The sequence below is a fragment of the Aliiroseovarius sp. ABM4_368 genome, from assembly GCF_056161205.1.
Genome location: NZ_JBSWYR010000002.1, coordinates 137,834 through 161,709 on the forward strand (window position 1 = coordinate 137,834; position 23,876 = coordinate 161,709).

Annotated in this window: 19 protein-coding genes; 4 read left to right on the forward strand and 15 right to left on the reverse strand. The window is 55.1% G+C overall.

The genetic code is table 11. From position 1 onward, the window contains the following. Positions 1–175: 175 nt before the first annotated feature. The 4 genes from ACXAH3_RS06670 to ACXAH3_RS06685 are packed head-to-tail and all read right to left on the reverse strand — an operon-like array spanning position 176 to position 4,373. Positions 176–1,207: a glycosyltransferase gene (locus ACXAH3_RS06670; protein WP_474861299.1), complete on the reverse strand. Its 1,032-nt coding sequence runs from the start codon at positions 1,205–1,207 to the stop codon at positions 176–178. Next, entirely contained in the window at positions 1,207–2,202 is a 996-nt protein-coding gene (locus ACXAH3_RS06675; protein ID WP_474861300.1) for a glycosyltransferase family 2 protein, read from the reverse strand. The genes ACXAH3_RS06670 and ACXAH3_RS06675 overlap by 1 nt, the downstream gene beginning before the upstream one ends. Before the next feature lie 11 nt (positions 2,203–2,213). Then, positions 2,214–3,134 (reverse strand): glycosyltransferase family 2 protein, encoded by a 921-nt coding sequence (locus ACXAH3_RS06680; protein WP_474861301.1) that lies wholly within the window; start codon positions 3,132–3,134, stop codon positions 2,214–2,216. 3 nt (positions 3,135–3,137) lie between these two features. Further along, a complete protein-coding gene (locus tag ACXAH3_RS06685; RefSeq protein WP_474861302.1) occupies positions 3,138–4,373 on the reverse strand; it encodes an oligosaccharide flippase family protein in 1,236 nt (411 codons plus the stop codon). A 194-nt stretch (positions 4,374–4,567) separates the two neighbouring features. Here ACXAH3_RS06685 and ACXAH3_RS06690 point away from each other — a divergent pair, with 194 nt between their 5' ends. After that, positions 4,568–5,761, forward strand: a complete 1,194-nt coding sequence (locus ACXAH3_RS06690; RefSeq protein WP_474861303.1) for a polysaccharide biosynthesis/export family protein — start codon at positions 4,568–4,570, stop codon at positions 5,759–5,761. A 4-nt stretch (positions 5,762–5,765) separates the two neighbouring features. On the opposite strand, the gene ACXAH3_RS06695 is transcribed toward ACXAH3_RS06690, so the two are convergent. From ACXAH3_RS06695 to ACXAH3_RS06710, 4 genes are all read right to left on the reverse strand, one after another. Then, positions 5,766–8,123: a hybrid sensor histidine kinase/response regulator gene (locus tag ACXAH3_RS06695; protein WP_474861304.1), complete on the reverse strand. Its 2,358-nt coding sequence runs from the start codon at positions 8,121–8,123 to the stop codon at positions 5,766–5,768. 213 nt (positions 8,124–8,336) lie between these two features. Continuing rightward, on the reverse strand, positions 8,337–8,834 hold the full coding sequence (locus ACXAH3_RS06700; RefSeq protein ID WP_474861305.1) for a putative pterin-binding protein: 498 nt from the start codon (positions 8,832–8,834) through the stop codon (positions 8,337–8,339). A 104-nt stretch (positions 8,835–8,938) separates the two neighbouring features. Continuing rightward, a complete protein-coding gene (locus tag ACXAH3_RS06705; RefSeq protein WP_474861306.1) occupies positions 8,939–9,826 on the reverse strand; it encodes a UTP--glucose-1-phosphate uridylyltransferase in 888 nt (295 codons plus the stop codon). A gap of 23 nt (positions 9,827–9,849) precedes the next feature. After that, positions 9,850–11,262, reverse strand: coding sequence for a WecB/TagA/CpsF family glycosyltransferase (locus ACXAH3_RS06710; protein ID WP_474861307.1), 1,413 nt, complete (start codon positions 11,260–11,262; stop codon positions 9,850–9,852). Between the two features lie 244 nt (positions 11,263–11,506). Here ACXAH3_RS06710 and ACXAH3_RS06715 point away from each other — a divergent pair, with 244 nt between their 5' ends. The 3 genes from ACXAH3_RS06715 to ACXAH3_RS06725 all read left to right on the forward strand — a co-directional run bounded on the left by ACXAH3_RS06715 (position 11,507) and on the right by ACXAH3_RS06725 (position 14,968). After that, a complete protein-coding gene (locus tag ACXAH3_RS06715) occupies positions 11,507–12,148 on the forward strand; it encodes a response regulator transcription factor (RefSeq protein ID WP_474861308.1) in 642 nt (213 codons plus the stop codon). Positions 12,149–12,230: 82 nt separating this feature from the next. Next, complete coding sequence (locus ACXAH3_RS06720; protein WP_474861309.1) at positions 12,231–13,673, forward strand: GumC family protein; 1,443 nt, start codon at positions 12,231–12,233, stop codon at positions 13,671–13,673. A 2-nt stretch (positions 13,674–13,675) separates the two neighbouring features. Further along, complete coding sequence (locus ACXAH3_RS06725) at positions 13,676–14,968, forward strand: O-antigen ligase family protein (RefSeq protein WP_474861310.1); 1,293 nt, start codon at positions 13,676–13,678, stop codon at positions 14,966–14,968. 683 nt (positions 14,969–15,651) lie between these two features. Here the strand turns inward: ACXAH3_RS06725 and ACXAH3_RS06730 are convergent. The 7 genes from ACXAH3_RS06730 to ACXAH3_RS06760 form a co-directional block, all read right to left on the reverse strand. Then, complete coding sequence (locus ACXAH3_RS06730) at positions 15,652–16,443, reverse strand: inositol monophosphatase family protein (protein WP_474861311.1); 792 nt, start codon at positions 16,441–16,443, stop codon at positions 15,652–15,654. A gap of 14 nt (positions 16,444–16,457) precedes the next feature. Then, positions 16,458–17,456 carry a LacI family DNA-binding transcriptional regulator gene (locus tag ACXAH3_RS06735; protein WP_474861807.1) on the reverse strand — a complete coding sequence of 333 codons (999 nt, stop codon included), beginning with the start codon at positions 17,454–17,456 and terminating at the stop codon, positions 16,458–16,460. Beyond that, positions 17,449–18,885, reverse strand: coding sequence for a glycerophosphodiester phosphodiesterase (locus tag ACXAH3_RS06740; RefSeq protein ID WP_474861312.1), 1,437 nt, complete (start codon positions 18,883–18,885; stop codon positions 17,449–17,451). The genes ACXAH3_RS06735 and ACXAH3_RS06740 overlap by 8 nt, the downstream gene beginning before the upstream one ends. Next, the gene (locus ACXAH3_RS06745; protein WP_474861313.1) at positions 18,882–19,928 is read right to left on the reverse strand and encodes an ABC transporter ATP-binding protein; all 1,047 of its coding nucleotides are present in this window, start codon (positions 19,926–19,928) and stop codon (positions 18,882–18,884) included. Before ACXAH3_RS06745 ends, ACXAH3_RS06740 begins: the two co-directional genes overlap by 4 nt. Continuing rightward, positions 19,928–20,758: a carbohydrate ABC transporter permease gene (locus ACXAH3_RS06750; protein WP_474861314.1), complete on the reverse strand. Its 831-nt coding sequence runs from the start codon at positions 20,756–20,758 to the stop codon at positions 19,928–19,930. Before ACXAH3_RS06750 ends, ACXAH3_RS06745 begins: the two co-directional genes overlap by 1 nt. Continuing rightward, on the reverse strand, positions 20,755–22,056 hold the full coding sequence (locus ACXAH3_RS06755; protein WP_474861315.1) for a carbohydrate ABC transporter permease: 1,302 nt from the start codon (positions 22,054–22,056) through the stop codon (positions 20,755–20,757). Before ACXAH3_RS06755 ends, ACXAH3_RS06750 begins: the two co-directional genes overlap by 4 nt. 70 nt (positions 22,057–22,126) lie before the next feature. Further along, entirely contained in the window at positions 22,127–23,470 is a 1,344-nt protein-coding gene (locus ACXAH3_RS06760) for an ABC transporter substrate-binding protein (protein WP_474861316.1), read from the reverse strand. Positions 23,471–23,876: the final 406 nt, after the last annotated feature.

Genomic DNA, 23,876 nt, shown 5'->3' on the forward strand with positions numbered 1-23,876 from the left:
GAGCTGGCAAACCGACGATGGAAATTGCATGCCTTGGCGACCATCAGATTTCGCGGCAGGTTCCTTCTGGAATTGTTTATGTAGTTCAAACTGAACTCGCGGAAAAGCGGAGTCTTTTTCGTGTATTCGGCCGCATTCCCAACCAACCGTTTATGCCTATTTGCTGCTTTCTCATTCATGAAAGTAGCGGAACCGGTTTGCAGGGTGATGGTGTTTCTAGTTCACCGCAAAGATCCTTGACCAGCTTGGACCAGGCAGTAGCGAAGTTTTGTTCGGGTGTTTGTTTAACGTTGCAAGTCGCCACGATTGCTATTCTCTCTCGCGCAACCGCGTCGATCGCATCAGTCCATGCTTCGACATCACGAGATGTGACAAGGCGTGCTCCGAATTCAACGTGGTCCACGAGCCCGTCAACGGATTGCGCCAACACAGGTCGCTTCGCGGCAAGTGCCTCGGCTGCGACCAATCCGTAAGCCTCCCAACGTGAAGGCATCAGGACTGCGTCGATTTCACCATAGATCCCACATGCGTCAGAGCGGTGGCCTTCGAATGAAATGCGCGGATCATCTTGGGCCAAACGTTTCAGGTTTTCTTCCTCGGGGCCTGTGCCGTAGATCCGCAATTCTGCGTCTGGGGTGGTCACGTTTTTGAAAGCACTGATCAGAGTATCAAACCCTTTTTGGTGATCCAGCCGGCCGATTGCACCAAAAACGCGCGTTTCACCCTTTGGGGCCGGGATGGCGCGCATGTTATCATAGGACACAGTGGATTGTATCACACCCAGCTGCGACGGACGCACAAGGCCAGCTGTCGCCAGCCAACGACCCTGCGCATAACTAACAGCAACCACCTTTTCATAAAGTGCATAAGCTGAGCGCAATAGAGTGTTAAACCGCGCTTTGCGGAGAACATTCCGGGCGACAAAAGCTTCGGTATAACTGTGCTCGACATGGATCATTGGCGTGTTTGGATTCAAAGCGCGCAACACAACATGGCCCGGCAATGTACGCCACGACACAGAAAGGTGGGACACAATAACATTCGCGTTCAAACGACCGATCTTGGTTGAACCGCGTTTGACGAATTTAACGATATGTCGATCACCCGATGCGCGGATGATCGGGCAGGATTGAATATGTTCTAACACGCGGGTTACCCCGCCGCTGGTTTGATCGTCGCACAGATGAATGATGGTCTTGCTGGACATTAGAAGGATCCTTGGCGTTTGGTGTTTGCAGCGATAGCGAACAGGCGTTGAAGGTTGCGGGCGCCAAATAGCGACAACAGGTGAAGTGCGCCGAATGTCACGGCAGATTTGACAGGTTCCTCGAAGAAAGGACGTGACGAGGTTTGCATCCAAGCCTTGGCGTGTCGGCGCGCGCGCGAAAGGTCGAGCGACTTGAGCGCACGGCGACAGAGATAGCGTTGCTGATAGGCGCGCGCAGTTTGTGCGTGCTTTTCAAAGAAAGCGGGGTTCAAAGGGGTCAGTTTCGTGACCATTTGCTCCCAGGCCTGCAACTGGTTTTCGGTGGATGCGGATAGGCCATCAGGGTTGATCCGATACTGTGTCAGAAAGCCCTTGATCCCTTCAAATTCCCAAGCGGTGGTCAAGGCAATTCGGGTCCAGCATTCGATGTCCTCGGACTGGCGGAAGGTTTCATCGAAGAACCAATCGCGTTCTTGTTCGTGATTTGGGCGATAGGCGATGTCTTCAAAGACGTCGCGACGCACAACAACCGCCGAGCCATTCCCGATCGGATTTCGCTTGAAAACATGCGCCGGTGTGACCCCGGTAAGCTTTGGTGTCTGGGTCTGACCAATCGGGACGCCCGCGTTGTCAATCAGAGTTGACGCGGAATAACTCAGACCAACCATCGGATTTGCACGAAGATGTGCCACGTGACGCTCCAGCTTTTCTGGCGTCCAGATGTCATCTGCATCGCAGAACCCGATGAATGCGCCAGCCGCTGCGTGGATGCCGCTGTTGCGTGCACCAGCCAGGCCACGATTGCGCTGATGCACAACCCGGACATTTTCGCGTTGGGCGTAACGGTTCGAGATTTCGATAGTGTCATCTGTCGAGCCGTCGTTAACGATCACAATCTCAAAGGTGCCGTAGGTCTGCGCCAGCAAGGCTTCAATTGTTTCGGGCAGTGTTTTGGCCGCGTTATAGGCCGGAACAACGATAGAGACGAAAGTCATGTCATTCTCCATTATGTGAAAAGCTTGCGCGCAATCGGGCGCGGCAAAACCGGGACGCTGAGCGCGGCGAGAAGGGTCAACGCGCCACGCCGTGGCGAGGAAAAGAAGCCAGCGGGGCTGATCTTCATACCCGCGAGGGCGAAACGTAGGGGCAGGAGGCGATCTTCGCTCATGCGCAGGGCGCGACGGGAAAGATAGCGATTGTAGATAGCGTTGCTTGAGGGGCTAGGCATCGCGCCAAAACCGGCGGCTGTTTTCAATACCTCTTGGCGCGAGCGTTCCATCGCCGCCAGATCAGACGAAAGCCCGCGCGGGCTGGTACGGTAGTACGTGTGCAGCTGTTGTAGACCCTTAATGCGAAGGCCTTGCCCGACTGCCCGCACAAGCCAGTCGAGGTCTTCGTTGTGGACCATCTCGGTTGAAAAGCCGCCTGAGGCAATAAACGCATCCCGACGCATGGTGATGTTGGAACATGTGCAAACGGGGTTCTCACCCAACAGCATATCGATGCTCAACTGGTCTTGGGGGACGGTTGAATAAACCGAGGCGTCATTTGGTGTGTCGTTAAAGAAGGCAATCTGTCCGAAAGCACCATGAGTTTCTGAATTGGAGAATGCGTTTGCGAGCGTTTCCAGCTTTGTCTCGGTCCAGATGTCATCTGCATCGCAGAACGCAATGATTTCGTTACGGGCAAGGGACATTGCGCCATAGTTGCGCGCAGCACTTGGGCCTTTGCCAAGGTTGAAGATCAACCGGATACGGTCATCGCGCTGGGTGTATTCCTGAACGATTTTACAACTCGCATCCGAGGATCCGTCATCGACAACAACAGCCTCCCAGTCGGCATGAGTCTGGGCCCGAAAGCTGTCGAGTGTGGCGGCAATAGTACCTTCGGCATTGAAGCAAGGAACGATGATCGAAAACTTAGTCATTGGTTACGCTTTCGCTTTGTCCGACCCATAAGCCAACAGGACGGCTGGGGCAGAGGCGATGAAAAGGATGGTCGCGGTCACCAGGGCATAGCCGGTTGCGACAGAGGTCAGGCCAAAGGGTGCAAGCATTGCAGTATTAGCGAGAAGCGCGGCCGTGAGGATCAGGGTGACCCAAAGCTCGACTTCAGGGCGGTCTTGGACACGCAGCCAACCAGCTGCGGCGGACCAAAGCGTTGTCGGGATCGCGACAAGGCACAGGATTGAAACAACGGGGCTGATGTCGTCCCACCCTTCGCCGAAAAGAACGGGCACGTAATAGGGCGCTAGCACAGCTTGCAGCATAACGATCGGCGCAACTACGAAAAGCGGCATGGAAATGCTTTGGCGCAGCGCCTTGGCTTTGTCTTGTGCGCTACAGAGATGCGGGAAAACTACGGTTGCCAGCGCGACAGAAACCGAGTTCGCAAGACTAAGGCCCGCGTTGAAGGCCATGAAGTAAAGACCCAGCGTCTCGGCCCCCATCAGCGCGCCAACAATTACTTTGTCGGCTTGCAGGCGCAGCGCTTTGGTCACTTCGGTTCCAAGCACGGCGCGGCCGAACTGGAAAAAGGGACGGACTGAAGCGTAACCTGCATCGCGATTGGCCTTCCATGGGTGCAGGCGACGTTGTGCGATCAGCCAGAACGGTGCAGAGATGACACGCGGCAGGATCAACGCCAAAGGGTTCGCCCAAACAAGAGCAAGCGCGACAGCTGCAATATTTGAGCCGACGATTTGCGACCCAGAAATCGCGGCAGTCTGTTGCAACTTCCCTGCGCGCATCGCCAGTGCGACCTGAACAAGGCCGCCGGGCATGAACAGATATTCAACGGCCAGCAGCAGGATCAGCGCGGCCAGGGTGGCGCTTCCGCCACACAAGAAAACCGCGCCCGCAACGCCCGCTTGCAAGGTGAAAAGGCCAATGCACCATGCCCAGAAAATCTTATGTGCTGTATTGCATGTGGCATCCAAGACATCGTCGCGAGACGAGATGATTTTTTGACCTACGCCGTTCTCAGTAAGGGATTTGACGATGTCGCCTGCGGCCATGGCTGCAGCGGCTACTCCGATTTCTTTCAATTCAAGCGACCGCGCAACAGCGACGACGACCAAAAGCCGCGAAGCCTTGGCGGCCGCTTCCGATGCGCCATAAGCCATCAGGCCCTTTGCTAGCGAGTTGATTTGCGATGTCGCGTTCATTCAGGTCATCCGTTTCTTTGATGACCTGTTTTTATCGAAATAAAACTGAGGTGTATTGGACGCTACCGGACAGTATCGGGGCGCAGAAGGCTTGACACCTACCCAAGTGGATAGGGATGTTAGTCCCAACGACCTTTGGTGGTTTCGGCGTAGCTGGGTTAAGCCGATGGTGTAAGTGCTATTGAGAGAACGACATGAGTAACGCCGCGAAAGTCACGACTGCCAGCACCGCGCTTGTATTGCTTACAAACTGCGCCAGCCTTGAACCCCCCGGCAACCTTGAACCGGTTCTTCAGGGAGATGCCTATCAAGCTCAGTATCGCGCACCGGTCTTGGCTGAATCCGAGAAGGGCTATCTGCACTCATCGACAATGAACGCGCAGAAATGCCTTCCTTTGCGCGTCGGGGCGGGCGGTAAAGGGATCACCTATTTGGTTGGGGAACGGCTGACGCGTAATGATCTGGTCGAGATCTTCGTTAGCGATGATGACACATTTGGCGGATCTTATGTTGTGTCGCGTGATGGCACGTTGAAACTTCCTTTCCTAAGCCCGGTGCGTGCCCAAGGGCGTACAACGTCCGAGATTGAACGCGACATCGCGTCCAAACTTCAGGCCGGTGATTTTTTCACCGAGCGCCCGAAAGTGTCAGTGCGCGTGAAAGATTTTGCCTCGGTGACTGTTGGGGTCTCGGGGGCCGTGTTCGAACCGCATGCGACCGAAATCGGAGCTGTATCTGGCGAGGATATCGACGGCCGCCGCCAAGACGCTTTGGGTGCCTCGTCCGAAGGGCGTAACCTATCGGCAGCTTTGCGTGCGGCAGGTGGGATCCGCCCAGATGCTGACATTTCAGCGGTCGAAGTCTCGCGCGGGTCTACGGTCTATAAGATTGACATGCGCGGCGTGTTTGAAGGCCGCAATAACGTCGACATTATGCTGCTTTCTGGTGACGAGATTCGCGTCCCAAGCCGTGGGTGTTTTCAGGAAGATCTGATGCGTCCCAGTCCGATCAGCCCACCTGGCATCGCGCTGTTCATTTCGAACCTGACTCAGCCAGCAACAGGCAACGCTCCTTCTGCAAATGGCAAAGAAATCCGACAGGTGCCTTACGGAACCCGTTTCTTGCAGGCTGCAATCAATATGAACTGCGTTGGTGGCGCGAAGACCACCAGCGCCAATCGATCCGCTGTTCTGTTTTCGCGCAATCCCGAAACGCAGGTGTCTGCGGTTGTTGAGCGGAACATCGAACAACTCATGCGCCTGCCCGAGCGGGATGATTTCGATCCCTATCTTCTGCCCGGCGATGCTCTGGCTTGTTACGATAGTTCTGTGACAAACATCACCGAAGTTGGCCGTGTAGTTGGGGTGCTAAGTTTGGGGACACTTTAAACGCTTAGGTGTTGCGTGCGTTGAACTCGTTCATCGTGCGCGACCAAACTTCAGGCAAGGCAGAGATTTCGCCAGTAACTGTGGAGAGTTCGCCTGACTTTGCCGCAATCTCGATGTTGCGCAGACGGTCTGCAACGTCCAACGCACCTATTGCGGCCGCGCCGCCCGCGATTTTGTGGGCGGCTTTTGCCAACTCGGGCAAGGCGTCTTCTGTTGGGGTTGTATACCCAGCGACGAAATCCTCCAGCTCGCCGGATACGCGTTGGAAAAGCTTTTTATGTTGTTCTGGGCCAATCATATCGCGCATCTCGGTGAAGTGATCACCTGATATAAGATTGTTGGAGGCGGGCGTGGTTTTCACGGGGGCAGCTGCGCTCCACTTGTTGGTAATCTGAGCAAGAGCGTCCGCGCTCAGCGGCTTGGTGACCAGATCGTTCATGCCATCCAGCAAAAAGGCCTCATGCTCTTGGGGTAGAACATTCGCCGTTAGTGCTACAATTGGTGCTGCATGCGAGGCACCATTCCCCGCGCGGATGGTTCGTGTGGCTTCACGCCCGTCCATTACTGGCATGCTGATATCCATGAAAATCAGATCGAAGCGATGCCCATGCGCAAGCTCGACACCAATCTGTCCATTGTCTGCAGTCGTGACCTCATGGCCAGCTTTTTGCAGCATTTCCTGCGCGACGAACTGGTTGATTTCATTGTCTTCAACCAACAGGATATCCAAAGCTCGAGAGCTTTGGATCTTGCCCTCATCTGCGGTGGTGCGTTTCGTTCGATTTACGATGCGGGTCGGGAATGAGACGCTGAACTGCGTGCCCTTGCCGACAGTGCTTTCGACCTGAACTTTTCCGCCAAGTGCTTCAACAAATCGCTTCACGATGCCAAGGCCCAGCCCCGTACCACCCACATCGCGGTTGTAAGATGCATCGCCCGTCACAAAATCTTCGAAAATATGATTAAGCATATCAGGCGCGATACCGGACCCGGAATCTGAGACACGCAGATGGGCGGTTTTCTGGCCCGATGCATCCTCGGCCACTTCCGCTTCAATACTGATACGGCCATCATGGGTAAACTTGATGGCGTTGCCCACGAGGTTCACAAGGATATGTTGGACCTTGCGTTTATCAGTTTCGATACATTCGACGGGTTCGCCAATCCATCCCCATTCAAGGGTGGAACCATTCGCCATCGCAGCGCTGGATTGGCTGCTAACGATATCCTCTAGCAGCGTGCTTAGGTTGACCGGCCCGAGACGGGCCTCGAGCTTGCCTGCGTCATAGGTGGTGATATCCAATACATCCGCGATATGGTTCATCAGCAATCGCCCGGATTTTTCCATATTCGACACATAGATCGATTGCTTGGCGCTTAGCTTGGTGTCTTGCAGCAAAGTCAGGGTGCCAAGGAGACCGTTCAAAGGTGTGCGAATTTCATGGCTCATGGTCGCTAGGAAGTTGGTCTTTGCCTTTTCGCTTTCAAGTGCTTTATCGCGGGCCTCGATCAGCTCTTCATTTGCTGCAATGCGCGCGGAAATATCACGTAAAAAGGCCACGAAAATCTCACCTTCTGCCGTGCTCGCGCTTTGGATTGCTAATTCAACTGGGAACAAGCTTCCGTCAGCACGCATCCCCTCTAACTGTACACGGCCTTGGCCAACCACGCGCCGCTCGCCCGATCTTCGCATGCGTTCCATCCCTGCTGCATGGGCGTCGCGGAATTTTTCTGGCACGATCAGTTCGCCAAGCTCTTTGCCTAAGGCATAGTCGCGCGGATAACCAAAGATCGTTTCTGCGGCATCGTTATAGTCGAGCACATTCCCCGATAAGTCGGTTACGATGACGGCATCCAAAGATGTATTGATGATCGTCTCGGTCCGGTCCTGCGAGTTTCGCGCAGTAACCATGTTGCGCCGATTTCGCTTGTTCAGTGCGTTCAACAACAGCGACAAGGTCACAAGCGCCAAAGTGAGCAACCCAATTGCGACGGCCAGCTCGCTTAAGGTCACAAGTAGTGAACGGCGCTTCTGGTCAGCCAGGCTGGCAAAATATGTAAGGCCGGAATTGGAAAGCGTGCGTGCGACTGGCCGAAACTCTTCAGCGCGTTTGATAATTCGGGGAAGCTCTTCCTGCAGTTTGTCGTCTGGTCCATCAATGAACGGTATCGTTTCGTCTAGGAAGCCACGTAGCGTCGACAGGCTGCTTCCGAAGACAGCTTCTCGCCTCAAATCTGCATAAATGCCTGATTGGGACAAAGTGTCTAAGCGGCTATAGAAAATGTCGAACTCGCGACGCATCAATGAATAATCTGGTGTGTCGCTCTGACTTGCTAATATGGCGTCACGTTCGAATTCCAAGAACTCGACCTCAGCTTGAGTAAGCGACCATTGGATGTTGTCGGAATCCGCCGAATTAAGCTGTCTAATATCGCGCGCGACATCAATGGTAAGAACGGATATCGCAAACGTTGAAAGCCCGACGAGAAACGCCAGGCCCAACATGCCGATGCCACTATTGGATAAACGTGAGAATATGACTTCAACCCTTGCCGGCTTTCTATTCACGCCAGGTTACTCCATAAATTCGATCCGTGCGAGCTGCCATATACTACGCGAATACACAATTTCGGTTCGGTATTTCGCCGATGAATCATAGGGATAGATGACCCAAACGGGACCTTTGTCGCGAATGGACATAAGATCGGAATTTCGCTTGATCGCAAGGATGGGCCCACCTTCAACGGCATCGCTAACAGGGATTTCCACGGCGTAGTCATTTAGCGCAACAGCGCTGATGGTTCCTGATGTAATGCCAACAGCTTTAGCAAGTGTGGCCAGCTCTACGCCTTCGAAAACCTGTTTGCCATCGGTCCAGATGGTTGATGTTTCGATGGTGGTAAGTCCAAGTGCTTCCAAACCTGCAAAATCAAGTTCGATAGTCTGACCGTCATTGCCGCCATGGGTGATCGTAAGCAATACGTCACCTTCCGGCTGTTTGAAATCGGTGGCAAGCGCCGTGAGTGGTGTGGCAATGGTGATCGCCAAAATGGCCAGAAATCTTGAAAGCATCTGCATCTCCCTTCATCTGCTGACATCATAAGAAACGCGCGCTTTCTAAGTAATCCCCTAATCGGTATAGCGACCTACCCGATCGGGTAGGTCGCTATATCCCTTCAGGCCGCGAGGGGATGGGGTTTAATTCGGCCTGAAAGGAATTCACTGAGCTCAAGTTCTAAATCTGCACGGGCAAGGGCGAAGGCAGCTGTGGCTTGCACGAAGCCTTGAACCGATCCGCAATCAAAGCGTTCCCCGTCAAACTGATAGCCGGCCACTGAGGTCGTGCCGATGTCTGCGCAGATCGCGTCAGTCAATTGCAGCTCGCCGCCTGCTCCTGGATTGATATGTGCGAGGCGATCGAAAATCGAGGGCTCAAGGATGTAGCGGCCAACAACTGCTTGGGTCGAGGGGGCTTTTTCCGGGCAGGGCTTTTCGACCATCCCGCGCGCTTTGATAATGCGCCCGACCGATGCCTCTGGGTCGATCACACCGTAGGATCCAGTCTGATCTGGCGCGACTTGCATTGTTGCAACCATATGGCCGCCGGCTTGCGCATGTGCGTCGACCATTTGGCTCAGGGCGCCCTTAGGGGCCGAGATCACATCATCCGGCAACAGCACCGCGAAAGGTTCATCGCCTACAAGTCGGCGGGCTAGGCTTACGGCGTGGCCAAGACCGCGCGGGTGCTTTTGGCGTACAAATGACAGGCTACCTTCAGGAAGATTGGTTTGTTCCAAGGCTTCCAATGCCGAGGCCTTGCCATTGTCGCGCAACTGCTGTTCCAGCGCGCGGGCGGTGTCAAAGTAATCTTCCAAGGCGCCTTTGCCGGCGGCTGTGACAAAGATGAACTCTTCGATCCCAGCTTCACGCGCTTCATCCAACGCATATTGGATCAGTGGCTTGTCGACCAGCGGAAGCATTTCCTTTGGGACCGATTTGGTTGCCGGAAGAAAGCGAGTACCCATACCTGCGATTGGGAAAACGGCTTTACGTACATGCGTCATTGGAAGTCTCCTTTTAAAACTCGTTAATAAGCACCACGGCCCGTTGCGACCGCGCGGAAGGTAAGAAGGATAAGGATGAGATCGAGAAGAATGGTGCGCGATTGGGTATAGGCCAGATCCATATCGATCATCTTTTCAAACCCAATGTCGGCGCGGCCCGAGACCTGCCAGATTCCGGTGATGCCCGGTTTGACACTCAATCGGCCAAGCGCACGCGCGGGATATTGCGCCACCTCGCTGGGCAACGCAGGGCGCGGGCCAACGATGGCCATGTCGCCACGGAAAACGTTGATCAACTGCGGCAGCTCGTCCAGCGATGTGCGGCGCAGAAGCTTGCCGATGCGTGTCACACGGGGATCGTCTTTTTGTTTGAAGCAAATGCCCTCACGCTCGGAATTGGAGAGCAGCGCTTCGCGCCGTGCCTCGGCATCTGTGTGCATCGAGCGGAACTTCAGCACCTGAAACGGCTTTCCGTCTTTGCCGATGCGCGTTTGGGAAAAGAATGCAGGGCCTTTGCTGTCGATCCTGATCAGTGCTGCGAGAGTCAGAAACAGGGGCGATAGGGCCAGAAGCGATCCACCGGAAATCGCCAGGTCCAATGCGCGTCGTGCCGAGCTGGTCTTTGTTGGCATCAGCTTTGACCGCTTCAGGCTTCCGGCAAGAAAGGTAGGGTTGCCAAGCAAATAGCGTTTGGCCATGCGGCGCGGCTCCATCGCCAATCTCCAGACCCACTCCATGCGCGCAGCGCGTACGGCTTTGGGTGCGCGGGTCACATTTCCAGCACGGAAATCGAAGAATGCACCTACGCCCATGGTTAAAGAGGGGGCCAGCTTGCGTGCATTGCGCGACAACCAGATGTCTTGTTGCGGAACACCAAGCGCAACCAGCAGAATATCTGCGCCACTGTCATTGATCTGCGTGATCAGTGCATCTTGATCGCGCATGTCATCATAGCCATTCGCGGTACCCGCAATGCGCAGACCGGGAATGTCGTGGACAAGGCTGGCTGCGGCAGCGTCGGCAGTGCCAGGTTTCGCGCCCAGCATGAAAACGGATTTTCCAAGTTTTGCAGCACCAGCGAGCAGAGCAGGGATGAAATCAGTGCCGTTCAGGTTTTCTTTCAGCTCTTCACCATCCATCTTGGCGGCCAGATCAATACCGATCCCATCTGGCAGGCGGTAATCAGCGCTGACTACAGCAGTGTTATAGTGGGCATCACGGCGTGCGATGTTCACGCAATGAGCATTCACAAAGCAAACCCTGCGGCGACCCGGCGACAGCAGTTTTACCACCGCCGTTCTGGTTGTCGCGTTCATCAAGTTCATCTCAAGCGACGGAAGGTCCTTCGTCAGCGAAGCCCCTGGGGCCATCTTGGAAAGAGGGGTTACGTGAACTGCGGTGGCAGTGATTGTTTCAATTCGAGCAGCAGAAGTCATTGTCGTCGCCTTTCGGGTTTCGGTGTTGAAACCAACCTGACGTGACAACGACGCAGGCTCAACGGAGCGGACGGACAGTTTGCGGGAACACAGTATGGGGTTTCGACGCGAAAGAAGGGCTTACGGAAAACGCGGATAGCCGACCTATCCGAATGGTGAGTGTCGGTAATCCTTCGAATGCTTGTCTCGCCTGATAAACGCCGTATTCTGGATCTAATAACAAAGCATCTAGGAGACACACTTGATGCGTATTTTGATTGCCGATGACCACGACCTTCTACGAGACACCTTGGTTATGTTCTTGGAAGGACAAAATGATATTGAGACCCAGACAGCCGCGGATCTGGACGCGGCGTTGAAAATTATTTCAAGCCAAGATTCGTTTGATTTGCTTTTGCTGGACTACAACATGCCAGGCATGAACGGGCTTTCCGGACTTACTAAAGCGATGGAATACGAAGGTGGCCAACGCGTTGCCCTGATGTCTGGTCAGGCGACACGTGACATCGCTCAGAAAGCGCTCGACGCGGGGGCTGCGGGTTTTGTGCCTAAGACACTTCCTGCGAAGTCGATGGTCAATGCAATCCGGTTCATGGCGATGGGCGAGCAATATGCCCCGCTCGAGTTTATGACCGCGCCAGCTGATGAGCCTAAAAACGAGCTCGCTGAAAAACTCTCGCCACGCGAGTTTCAGGTGCTGCGTGGCCTGACCGAAGGCAAGTCCAACAAAGAGATCGCGCGCGACCTTGAGATTCAAGAGCCGACCGTCAAATTGCACGTCAAAACGTTGTATCGGAAAATTGATGCTTCCAACCGAACACAGGCTGCACTGATCGCGCGCGAGGCGGGACTTTTTGCCGATACCCTATCGGATAGGTTCGGCTGACCCTTTGCGCCGGCGCTCTACCCGTGGGCGCGCATGCTTAGTTTTATAAGGCCAGATATATTCACGTCATGGAGAACATGTCATGAGTATATTTGTTGCAAAAAGCTGGGCCGCGCGCCTACCGAAGTTAAAATGGCGATTTGACGTAAAGCGCATTCTCGTTGGCGGAAAGCTTGGTGATCTCGGGCGTCTGCCCCGTTATGCAGCGTTTGCGCTTTTGGGTCTGACACTGATCTGGGCGCCGATCACTGGATATCTCAAAACGTCCCCACTTGTGTTCAAGTCCTCTGTGTCTCTGATCTTGCCGGGGTCGGGCGCTTCGGCTTCGATGAATTTGAACGGCATTGGGCAGGCGACGTCCTATGCCAACTCGGCCTTCGCCAGCAACTCGATCAGCCCGACCGAGACTTATAAGCGCCTGATCGGAGCAGACCGCATTTTGAACGCAGCGGCCCAAAGCGTGGGGGAAACGCGTCAGGCTTTCGGCAAGCCCCGCATCAACCTTGTAGACCAGACCGGTCTTATTCATCTGGAAATGTCCGGCTATAGCCCTGAGCAATCACAGGCGAGAGCCGAAGCTTTGCTCGACGCCTTTTTTGTCGAACTGGATGCGCTGCGATCGGACGAACAAAGCACGCGTGAAGACAGCGGCCTTGCTGCAATCGAGGACTATCGCGCATCGGTCGCCAAAACACGTGAAGATATTGAAAACCTACAAGCCTCTTCGGGCCTTCTGAGCGCAGATCAATATGACGTACTTCTTACGAACGCGACCGTTCTTGAGGTCGAGCTGAACGCGCTTTCGGGTACACTTAGCGACAGAACACAATCTGTGTTGTCTCTCGAAGCAGCTCTTGGGATTGATGCCGAAACAGCTGCGGCGACGCTAAAAGCTTTCGCGGATCCCGAATTCGTTTCCTTAAGCACCGAGCGCTCCAATCAAGCTGCATCGCTTGCAGAACTGAAGTCGCGCTTTGGAAACAACCATCCTAAAGTTCAATCAGCCCAACGCGCATATGAGGCTGTGTCCAATGCGGCAACCCAACGCGCTGCTTTCGTGACTGGTCTTGATGCGCAAGACCTGGCCAAACTTGATTTTGCACTGGACGGTGCACGGGCAGATCTTCTGTCGCGCTTAGTGCAGCTTGAAACGGAACGCGCGGGGGTGCAGCAGAAATATGAAACACTCTCGGCCCAGCTGACCTCGCAACGTACTCAACTAGAGCAACTGGCCGAACCTGCTGCGCGCTTGCAGGATCTTCAGCGCGATTTCTCGGTCGCTGAAGCGATTTTTGCCTCGGCGATCGCGCGCAATCAATCCAGCAAGTCTGATCCTTACGCGTCCTATCCGCTGGTTCAGGTGCTTGAGAACCCATCACTGCCCGAGAAGCCATCCTCGCCAAGCCGCAAACTTGCGCTGGCAGCCGGCATTGCGGCCTCCTTTTTCCTGCTCATAGGCTTAGTTCTTGGTTGGGTCCGTCTGGCGCTGCTGAGCAAGCTGTTGAAAAAGCCTGAGGGCAAGTAACGATGGAGATGAACCCGGTCGAACGTTTCGTGTTTCGCGCGCTGGCCTATACGTGGCCGTTTTATGCGCTAGGCGCGCTTTATGTCGTTGGTCCCGTTTTGGCATGGCTTTTGGCCGGGCTTGCGTTTCTCTGTCTCTATCTTGGTGATGCAGTACGTGATGATATGCAGGTGACGGGATCAATCCCACCGTTGATTTGGGCGTGGGGCGCCGGGATGCTTGTTATGCTTGTTGCGCTATGGATGGGGCATTTGAACTGGGATCTTGGCATGAAAACCATGATCAAGTCCTCGATCGGTTGGGCCAAGGGGTGGGCATTGCTTGCGCTGTTCCCACTTGCAGGCGCGCTGCTGCCGATACGCCGTGACGTGATCATACGTGGACAAGGCGTTGTAGGGGCATGCACGCTTGCGCTGGCCCCGATTTTGCTTGCCGCGCCTTACATCGGATTGCCCGAGCGCATCTTCACGTCGCCACTGAAGGCCGTTGGCGGGCCGGGGCCCGAGTATTTCACCGTTTATTTTTTCACCTTCGATCCGGCCAGTTGGACACCCCGCTGGCAGTTTTACGCCCCGTGGTCCCCTTTTGCGGCGCTGCTGGGGGTGGTTTCTGTGCTTATGGCGCTTGAAGAGAAGAGCTTTAAGTGGCGCAGCATTGGCATTGCCGCAGGCGTATTAATGATCCTAGCCTCAAAGTCTCGCATGGGGCTGGTTGGGCTTGTGGCCTGCACCACGCTTCCGCGTATGATGCCGCTTATCACCAAAGCATGGGCATGGAAGGCCGTAGCAGGGCTTACCGCATCATTGGCCATCATCGGCACGGCGCTTTTGCAGTTCTTTCAAGATTTTGTTGCCGCGTTTCGTGGCGCACGTGCCGACAGCACGCGAGTTCGTGAGACCCTTCAACGGATTGCCTATGAGCGCTGGCAAAACGAGGCCGTATGGTTCGGTCACGGTCGCGTACAACCGGGTCCGCATCTGGTAGAATACATGCCCATCGGCAGCCATCATACGTGGTATGGTCTGCTTTTCGTGAAAGGCCTTGTAGGGTTTCTTGCGCTGCTGGGGCCAATGCTGTGGCATACAGCGTTCACGATGTATGACACCGCCCGCCACCCTCGCGGACGCCTGCCTCTTGGCATCATGCTGACACTAATCCTGTTGTCCTTCGGCGAAAATATCGAGATCGAAGTATACCTCCTGTGGCCCGCACTGATGATTCTTGGGATCCATTTACGTGAGGTATCCCGAGACGCATTGCCACCTAAAGAGGACCTATCGACCACCAATGGATAGTTGATAGGTCGAAATTGAACAGCGACTAGGTGAGCTTAGGTTTGTTGCTCCAGGCTGAACTGCGATTCAGGGTCGCAAGTCAACAAGGGGTGGCTCACCTTAAACAGACAATTTTCCCAAGAGTGCAGCTGGCACTGCTGCAGATAACCAGCCGGTAAGAATCGAGTGCTCGTTGCGAATGGCAGAATTGGCTGGCCGTAATGCAGCAACACCCGATGAAGGTGAACGAAAGCTATGGGTTGTTCTTGCAAATGCCAATATCAGCAATCGGCGCTTCGAAGTCACTCAAGTATGATGCAGCATTAGGTACTTTGGGCTCGCTCGAGACCTTAGCTGCAGGACGAACTAACGGCCGCTTTGCGGTCTGGGTTAGAAAAGCTTGACGTTTGGGTCGGAATTGAATGACGAGAATTTCTTGTCTCCTAAAGTTTTGGCTGGCAAAAGAGTCAAAGGTTCGTGACGTTCCACATTCCCTTGTCGAACACCAACTTGAGTTGCCTTTTGGGCCACTATTTTACCCTTTCATTGAACAATTTCAGGCCCAGGCGGGTTTTGCAAAACCCCTTCCCTAGCTTAGCAGCTATCTTGCATGTTCTAAGGCCTCTGATGTCCCATTTTATCTGACGACGGACAGTTTATCCCACGAAACAGACATGAATAGCCATGCGCAGCATTTTCTTTCGTTAGACGGCTGCAGAGCGTAGCAGAGGTGCCAGTTCATGATCAGGGCAGGCCAATGCCAGAAATGGCGCTGGTTCATTCAGGACCGGCGTAAATGCTGGCGCAACGATCGTGGCACCTGCAGCCCTTAGGATCGCAATTCCGGCTGCGGCGTCCCAAAGGTTCAACCGTCGCTCAATATAGGCATCAACCCATCCACACGCGACGCCGGCTAACCCAATGGTGGCAGCACCCGAACGGCGGTATTCCCCACCTTGATCAATGATCTGTGCAAGAAGCTCGGCATGATCCCTAAATTCCGTTCGTGGCGACCAACCGACAGCAATCAGCGCTTCACTTGCGACACAACTGACTGCAGGCGTAAGCGGAGCACCGTTCCTCCGCGCAACTGGCGTTTCTGACAGCGCCCCCTCGAGCAGAAGATCAAGGTCGGGCGCGAAAATAACGCCCAGTATGATCTCTCCGTCATTCGCCCAAGCAATGGAAATCGCCCAATCTGGCAAGCCCCGCATGAAATTGGTGGTCCCATCGATAGGGTCAATTATCCACACCCCACCTTGCGAGACATCGCCATGACGACCGCCTTCTTCGCCAATGATCGCATCGTCTGGAAAGCGCTCGGCAATACGCTCGCGGATCAAGGTTTCAACTGCCAGATCGGCGGCAGTGACGAAATCCTGCGGGCCCTTTGCATCAACGGTCAACCCGGCCTCTGCATTGCGCATCGAAAGAGCGAGAGCACCAGCCTCTTTTGCAAGTGACGCGGCAAAGGTCAGTCGGTCGTACAGTGTCATGTGAATTTAAACTTTCAAGTAGAGCCGCGCAGTATCGGCTTGAGTGGTGTGTACTTTCGAAGTGCCTCCGCCTCGGGCGATTGAAGACGGTGGAGCATCACCTCCACGGCCACCCTGGCCTGCCTGTCTGCGTCCTGTCCCACCGTGCTTAAATCGTATGAAGCCCAGCTTGCCTGTTCAATATCGTCAAACCCAACAACGCGAATGTCGCGCGGCACTTGCAATGCAAGACCATGGCGCAATCCGTCCAAAGCCCCACAGGCCAACAAATCCGTTGTGCCGAAAAGTCCATCGCATTTGCGCACGATATCTGCATGTTCCAATATCGCCGCTCGCCCGGCTGCATATGATTGGTTGTCGCAGGGTATCTGCGTGCAATTTAGTCCTTTGGCACGCACCAGATCGCAAAAAGCGTTAACGCGGCCAATCACCGTGTAAGTTCGATCCTCGGGTCGCAAAACGCCGAACTTGCGAGCACCTGCTTGATACAACACATCGAAAACGATCTTGGCGGCCGCATTCGTGTCAAGTTCCAGCCTGTCGCCGCCAACGGGTTCCGGATTTCGGTTGATCAAAACCAGTGGCACCCGCAATCGCTGACACTCGACCATAATAGCCGCCGGAGGTGTGTCCGAGGTGACAATCATACCTGCGAGATTGTAGTCCAAAATCGACGACAATAAGGGTTCAAGATCATCGCTCTGCTCGGCCGTGAGCAATAGCGGTCTGAACCCTTGCGCAATCAGTGATCGCGAAAGGTATTTTACCTGCCGCGCGCGAAACGGAGTGTCCAGCCGAGATGCGAGTATGGCGACCAGCTGCGACTGTTGCGATTTCAGGTTTCGTGCCAGCGCATTGGCGCGATAACCCAGCTTCGTTGCCGCGGCCATGATCTTGGCGCGGGTCTCATCGGCGACGCTTGCGCCGGGGGTAAAACAACGCGATACGGCAGACCGCGAGACCCCCGCAAGGCGCGCCACATCATGAGAGGTAGGACGGCGGCGCTTAGACATTCGCCTGTACCTGTCGGGCAAGTGCAAACGGATGGTCCACGTTGGCAAGATCAGGCTCGGCTGCAATGATCCGCGTCAACGTCTCATGCTCCTCGCCCATAGCGGCAAGCATGACCTTGGCCCCTGCCGCCCTTACTGCAGCGAATTCCCCTTCCTTTTCGGCTTTCGCAACTTCATCCAAGGTGAACTCGATAATCATAGGTGCGAGATCGTCGAAGGTCTCTTGCAAACTGGCATAATCCTGTCGCCGCGCCATGATGTTCGCTCTTGGCGCAAGTGCGCGAAGCTCTTTAAGTGCATCGTGGCTGAAAGACCAGAAGAAGACGCGATCTTGCAGACCTGCATCACAAACCGCACGCCAAACGACTTCGGGTGATGCCGATTTCAGTTCCAGATAGGCGCGCCCATCATAGCGGTGTAACAGGTCCAAAACCTCGCCCAATGTCGGCACCTTTGTGCCTTTGAAATGAGGGCTGAACCACCCGCCAGCATCAAGGTCACGCAGTTGGGCCAAAGTATGCGCGGTGATCGGACCTTGGCCGTTTGTTGTCCGCTCAAGGGTCGGGTCGTGGTGAACAACAATCTCGCCATCGGCGGTCTGGTGTAAGTCGCATTCGATAAAATCAAATCCAGCTGCCAAAGCGCATTCAAGCGCAGGAAGCGTATTTTCGGGCGCGATCTTGTTGGCGCCGCGATGGCAGACCGTTTGGAACGGCAGGCCGCGTCCGGGTTGGTTGACCAGTTCGGGCCGGTCAGAGCAGATGCCAATAACAGGTCGCGTGCGGATTGCGGCCATCCGTTCTGGATCTTCTTCGTGCCAAATTGCGATCGTTTGACCGTTTGCAAAGGCACGTTCAAAGAGAGCGTCAGTTAACGTGTCTTGCGGACGCTCCATACGCTCCCAACAAAGGTGGATTACATCAGCCCCTTCGGCATAGGAAAACGGCTCGGCCCCAAGCGGCACGAGCACGGATCGCGGATAGGGGCTTTCTGCGTCGGCTAGGATCTGGGCTGCTTTCGGGTCGAATGCGCCAAGAATTGCACGGGTAATGCCATGCTCGCGCAGCATCTCAAGCGTCGGCAATGTCGCATTGGTGTCCTTGATATCTGCATAGATACCCGCCCCCAAAAGCGCGGACTGTGCCACCACGTCGTTCAGGCGGGGACACGGGCGATCCTCGGACGTAGTGTGTGCGAGAATATCGGCAAACGACGTGTCAATAATCTTGCGCCCGTCAGAAAGTATCTTGTCGTGAAAGGCAATGATCTCGCCATCTGATGTCACACGAATGTCCACCTCCCACATGTCAGCACCGATGCGGCTGGCGAGCTGGAAGGCCTCAAGCGTGTTGTCGGGCGCATAGGCCGCGGCACCTCGGTGCGCAATGGAAAGCGGACGTGCGGGACGTGTCCAGTCAGAAGCGGTCATAGGCGTGCTCCCTCGGAATTAAACAAATGTGCGCGTTCAAGGTCTACTGACCAGCGCACATCTTGTCCAAGCTTGAACGAATGGCCCGCAGGGACAATTGCGCGCAGCCGTTGATTGTCCGCAAGGATCACATCAATGAGATCCTCACGACCTTGCGGCTCGATAAAACTTACCCGGCCTGAGATCAACGGCCCCTCGTGCTGCGGTCCGTAATGCTCGGGGCGGATACCAAGGGTGATCGACCCTTTCGCAGTGATCCCTTGGGGCAAAGGCAATCCGTTGCCATCGCCAAATGCGAGGGCCCCGTTCGCTTCGGCTTGCAAAAAACTGATCGGTGGATTGCCCAGAAAACTTGCGACATAGCGCGAAGCGGGGCGTTCATACATTTCGGTCGGGGTGCTGATCTGTTCGATCCGCCCGTCCTTCATCAACGCGATCCGATCACACATGGACATGGCCTCGATCTGGTCATGCGTAACCAAGATTGCAGTGATCCCTGTCTCGCTCTGAAGCCTGCGAATTTCCGAGCGCATCTCAAGACGAAGCTTAGCATCCAGATTGGCCAGTGGCTCATCCAACAACAGCACGTCCGGCTTTCGCACAAGCGCGCGAGCAAGCGCCACACGTTGTTGCTGACCACCCGAAAGCTGCTGCGGTTTGCGGTTCAGAAGATTGCCGATTTGTACCAGCTCGGCAATCTCGTCCACGCGGCGCTTAATCTCTGATGTGCTCAACTTCTGAACCCGCAACGGGAAGCCGATGTTCTGGGCCACGTTCATATGCGGATAGAGCGCATAGTTCTGAAAAACCACACCCACGGGACGGTCCTGGGGCGGCAGCTTGGTCACGTCCTGATCGCCAAAACGCAATGTCCCCCCATCAATGCGTTGGATACCACTGATGGCAAACAATGTCGTTGACTTGCCGCAGCCCGATGGACCCAAAAGCGCGATCATCTCGCCCGAGGCTACGGACAGTGACATATCCTCGATCACTGTCGTATTCCCAAAACGCTTGGTGAAATTCTGTAATTCGATACGCATTAGCCTTTCGTGCCTCCGCCATAGATGTTCATGAGCCGTTTCTGGAACAGCAGATAGACGGCGATGACGGGCAATGCGTAGAACATGCCAATCGCCTTGAAGAGCCCGTAGTCAGGGCGCGTGTCATCCGCGATGACCGCATTCATATAGGTCGCCAGAACTTGCGCATCCGCACCCGGTGCCAGCACCAACGGCAGGATGAATTCGGACCAGCCAGCGAGGAACGAGAAGATCAGAAGCGCAGACAGCCCCGGTTTGACCTGTGGCAGGATCAATTCCCGCCAGACGCGGAACCGCGAGGCACCGTCCTGTACTCCCGCCATTTCGATTTCCCACGGGACAGAGTCGTAAAAGCCCTTCATGATCCAGATACCGAAGGGCAGTTCCAAGGCGGCTTTCACCAAAATGACACCGCTGAGGCTGTCATAAAGACCAAGGAATTGCAGCACGATAAAGATCGCAATGATAAGCGTGATCGTAGGAAAGGCATGAAGCATGATCAGCCCTGCCAGAAAGAACCGACGTGCAGGAAAGTTCAAACGCGATAGCGCATAGGCTGCGGTGATAGAGAAAGCACAGACCAAAAGTGCTGTCGCGCTGGCGAAGACGAAGGTGTTCAACGTCACCCGCCAAATCGAAGGTCGCGCGCTGTCGATGCTTTCCCACAGGAAGCGCCAGTTCTCAAGCTCCCATTCCTGCGGAATGATCCCTCCGGGCGCGGGGCGCGACACGCTGTCGACCAGCTGGAAACCATACATGATAACCAGAGGTGCCGAGATCAGTGAGAGGGCGAGAATTAGTATCCAGTTGCCTTTGTATGAGGTGTTCATTGCTCAATCCTCGGCTTTGCGACGAGGTCGCGGAAGTTGAAAAACCGCAGGTAAAGCGCGGAAAGCAGGATGCCGATGAACACCAGCGCCAGCGCATAAGCCGCACCCAGCCCGTATTCGAGATTGCCGCCGTAGTTCGACAAGGCCGTGTGATAGGCGGCCAGCGCCCAGACCTCGGTCTGGCGGCCCGGTCCACCATCTGTGGCCAGCAGGATGTATTCAAACGAAGTCAGCAACGAGAGCGTTTGGTAAGACGTGATGAACAAGATCGGCCAGCGCATCTGCGGCAACAGCACAAATCGCACTTGTTGCCAGCGGCTTGCCCCATCGACTTGCGCCGCAAACAGTTGTGTTTCGGGGATCGCACGCAGGGACGACGAGAACAGGATCATCCCAAGCGACGCGCCGACGCAACCGTTGATTAGCACAATAAAGGTCCATGCATGGGTGGCCGTATGGCGCATCCAATTAATCGGCTCGATGCCGAAAGGACGTAACATGGCCGAGATAAAGCCCTGATCCCATGTCAGCCATTGCCACATCAGAACATAGAGAACCGGCGGCAGAATTCGGGGTAAAAACCAAATGGCTCGGAAGGTCTGCGCCGTGCGCATCGGCAGATAAAAGGTCGAAAGCGCCAAAAACAAGCCGAAGCAGACATTGAACGTTAGCGTCAGCACCACATAGATGACCGAGTTCAGCGCATAGCGCCAAGTTGCTGGAAGCTCCCACAGAAGTTCGAAATTTTGTGTGGTGAACGTCCAACCGGTATAGGCGGCTTTGGTCAGCGCGGCACGGTCCGTATCAGACACACCAAGCTCGGTGATCGCATTCTGAAACGCGACCTCGGTCGGATAGCGCTGGCCAAGGATTGATACGCGGAAAAGTTCTGCTGCGGCCTTGAGGTCACGCACTTTGCGGATCGGATCGCGACGCAGGTCTTTCAGCGCCCGCTCAAGCGCCCGCCGGTCGTCGAACACTGCGTTTCCATGCAGCTGTTGAAGCTCATCCGCGCGCTCCTCGCCGAACTCCTTCGCAAAAAGCGCAAGCGTTTCGGGCCGAACCGCATAACCAGCCCCCTCCAAGATGGAAATCGTGTGTTGGCTCACACCTGCTGCGGGCAGGCGGCGTAGGTCGCTTTTGCTGATCTGGTATTCGCCGCCCAGAATTCCGGTAGAGGTGCTCATGTTCGTGAAGGCAAAAACCACGGTCAAAACGACCGGTAGCAAAAAGAACATCACCACAGCCAGCAACGCGGGGCTGAGAAAACCCAAGCCCAGAAGGGTCTGACGGTTCATGTTGCACCTCATGATTTAAGAATGGACGGCGGCGCACTTGAGGCGCCGCCGCAGGGAGGCATCGCTTGGGTTAGCGAACAATCAACTCGTCACCGAGCATGGTGGTGAGCTGCGCTTCGACTTCGGCCACGGCCTCGTCCGGGGTCTGGACGCCAGTCCATGCCGCTTCGAGCCCCTTAAACATGGCTTCCGAGAACGCCCCATATGTCGGGTGGTTAGGTTGTGCATTGGCACTTGGCAGCAAAACCACGCTGGCTTCCGAGGCCCAACGGTCGCCCGCATACAGATCAAGTCCGGATTCCGCCTTGCCGATCGCCAAATGCGAGGACGCAATCGCGTGTAAGGTGTTCAGCCGCGGCTCTGATGCGATAGCGATCAGTTGCGCTGCAATTTCTTCGGCGCGGTCTTCTTCTTGTTCGGTCACAAGATAAACCAGCGGATGAGTGATCGTGTTGGGTCGACCCGCGTCATTTCCAGCCGGGATCAAAGTAAAGCCGATGGTGCCGAAGAAATCCTCGTTGCCTTCTTTGCCAGTATACCGGCCATAGTGCCAAGTACCGCCATGCCAGAATGCGGATTTGCCGTTGGCAACTTCAGAATACCATTGGTCCCATTCGGTGCCGATGTGGTTTCTACGGGTTACACCAGCTTCGACGGCATCCACAAAGAACTGATACATCTCGGTCATCGCCGTGCGGTCAAATACCAGCTTGCCCGTCTCGGGATCCAACAGCTCACCACCAAATGACTGATAGAACTGTGCATAGTCCGGGCCATTTGAAACGCGGGGATAGAAGCCGTAACCTTCTTCGACCAGCCCCATGTCTACAGCTTTCTTGGCATCAGCAAGCATGTCGCGCAGGGTATATTCCCCCGCCTCGACGCGGGCGGCCATGGCATCCATGTCGGCGTCGGAATAGCCCAGCTTCTGCATTGTTTCTTTCCAGAAGAAGAATGGGCGGCTTTCGGCGTCTTGCGGCACACCCCACTGCATTCCGTCAAATGCAGCGATCTCCATCAAGTTGGAATAGACGTTGTTCAATGGCCAAGCGTCCAAATCGACGTAATCTTCGACCGGCACGATATATCCAGCACTGGCCCAAGGCGCGATGTCGAGATGCGAAGTCACAACGATATTGGGCGCGTTGCCAGCTTCGGCACCCAGCGTGACGGCTTGCTTGAACCCGTCCCAGCCATCGAAATCCCGCTTACCTTCGACGGTGATGTTCAGATCTTCTCCGCGAATGGCAGCTTCGCGCGACAAAATGTCAGCGGCAATCTGGATATTGTCGATGCGGTAGTGGTCACTGTCATTGGACCCGCCAGCCCAGACTGTGATGGTGATGTCTTCTGCCAGAACCGGTGTTGCGGCTGAGGCAGCGATCAGCGCAAGAGCGCATATCATCTGTTTCATGAGGTCGGTATCTCCAAAAATGTGAGCCGCAGAATGCGTTGCACACGTGTGCACAGAATTGTTAAGCTCTGTAACAGCGGTTTGACACCTGAGTGAAACTTCTGTGAAGCGTTGCCCGATGAGTGATTTGAAGCGACCTGGAAAGTACACCTAAGCCGGCAAAAGGCGACAACGATTATGCGGACCAGTCTCTGTAGGGACCTCGGGACTGCATTCATGGCCCGCTTCCCAGACATTCGCCGCGCGTACAGAACTCACAGGTGCTGACTGCAGCAAATCGCGGACTAAGTGAGCATTCGAATTGTCGCGCACGATGACCGCTTTGTTTGAGAACATCCAATCCAGCAAGGTCAAAACGGGCGAACATTGGAAGTATGGGCTGCTGTGTTTCAAGCAGCCCTGCAGT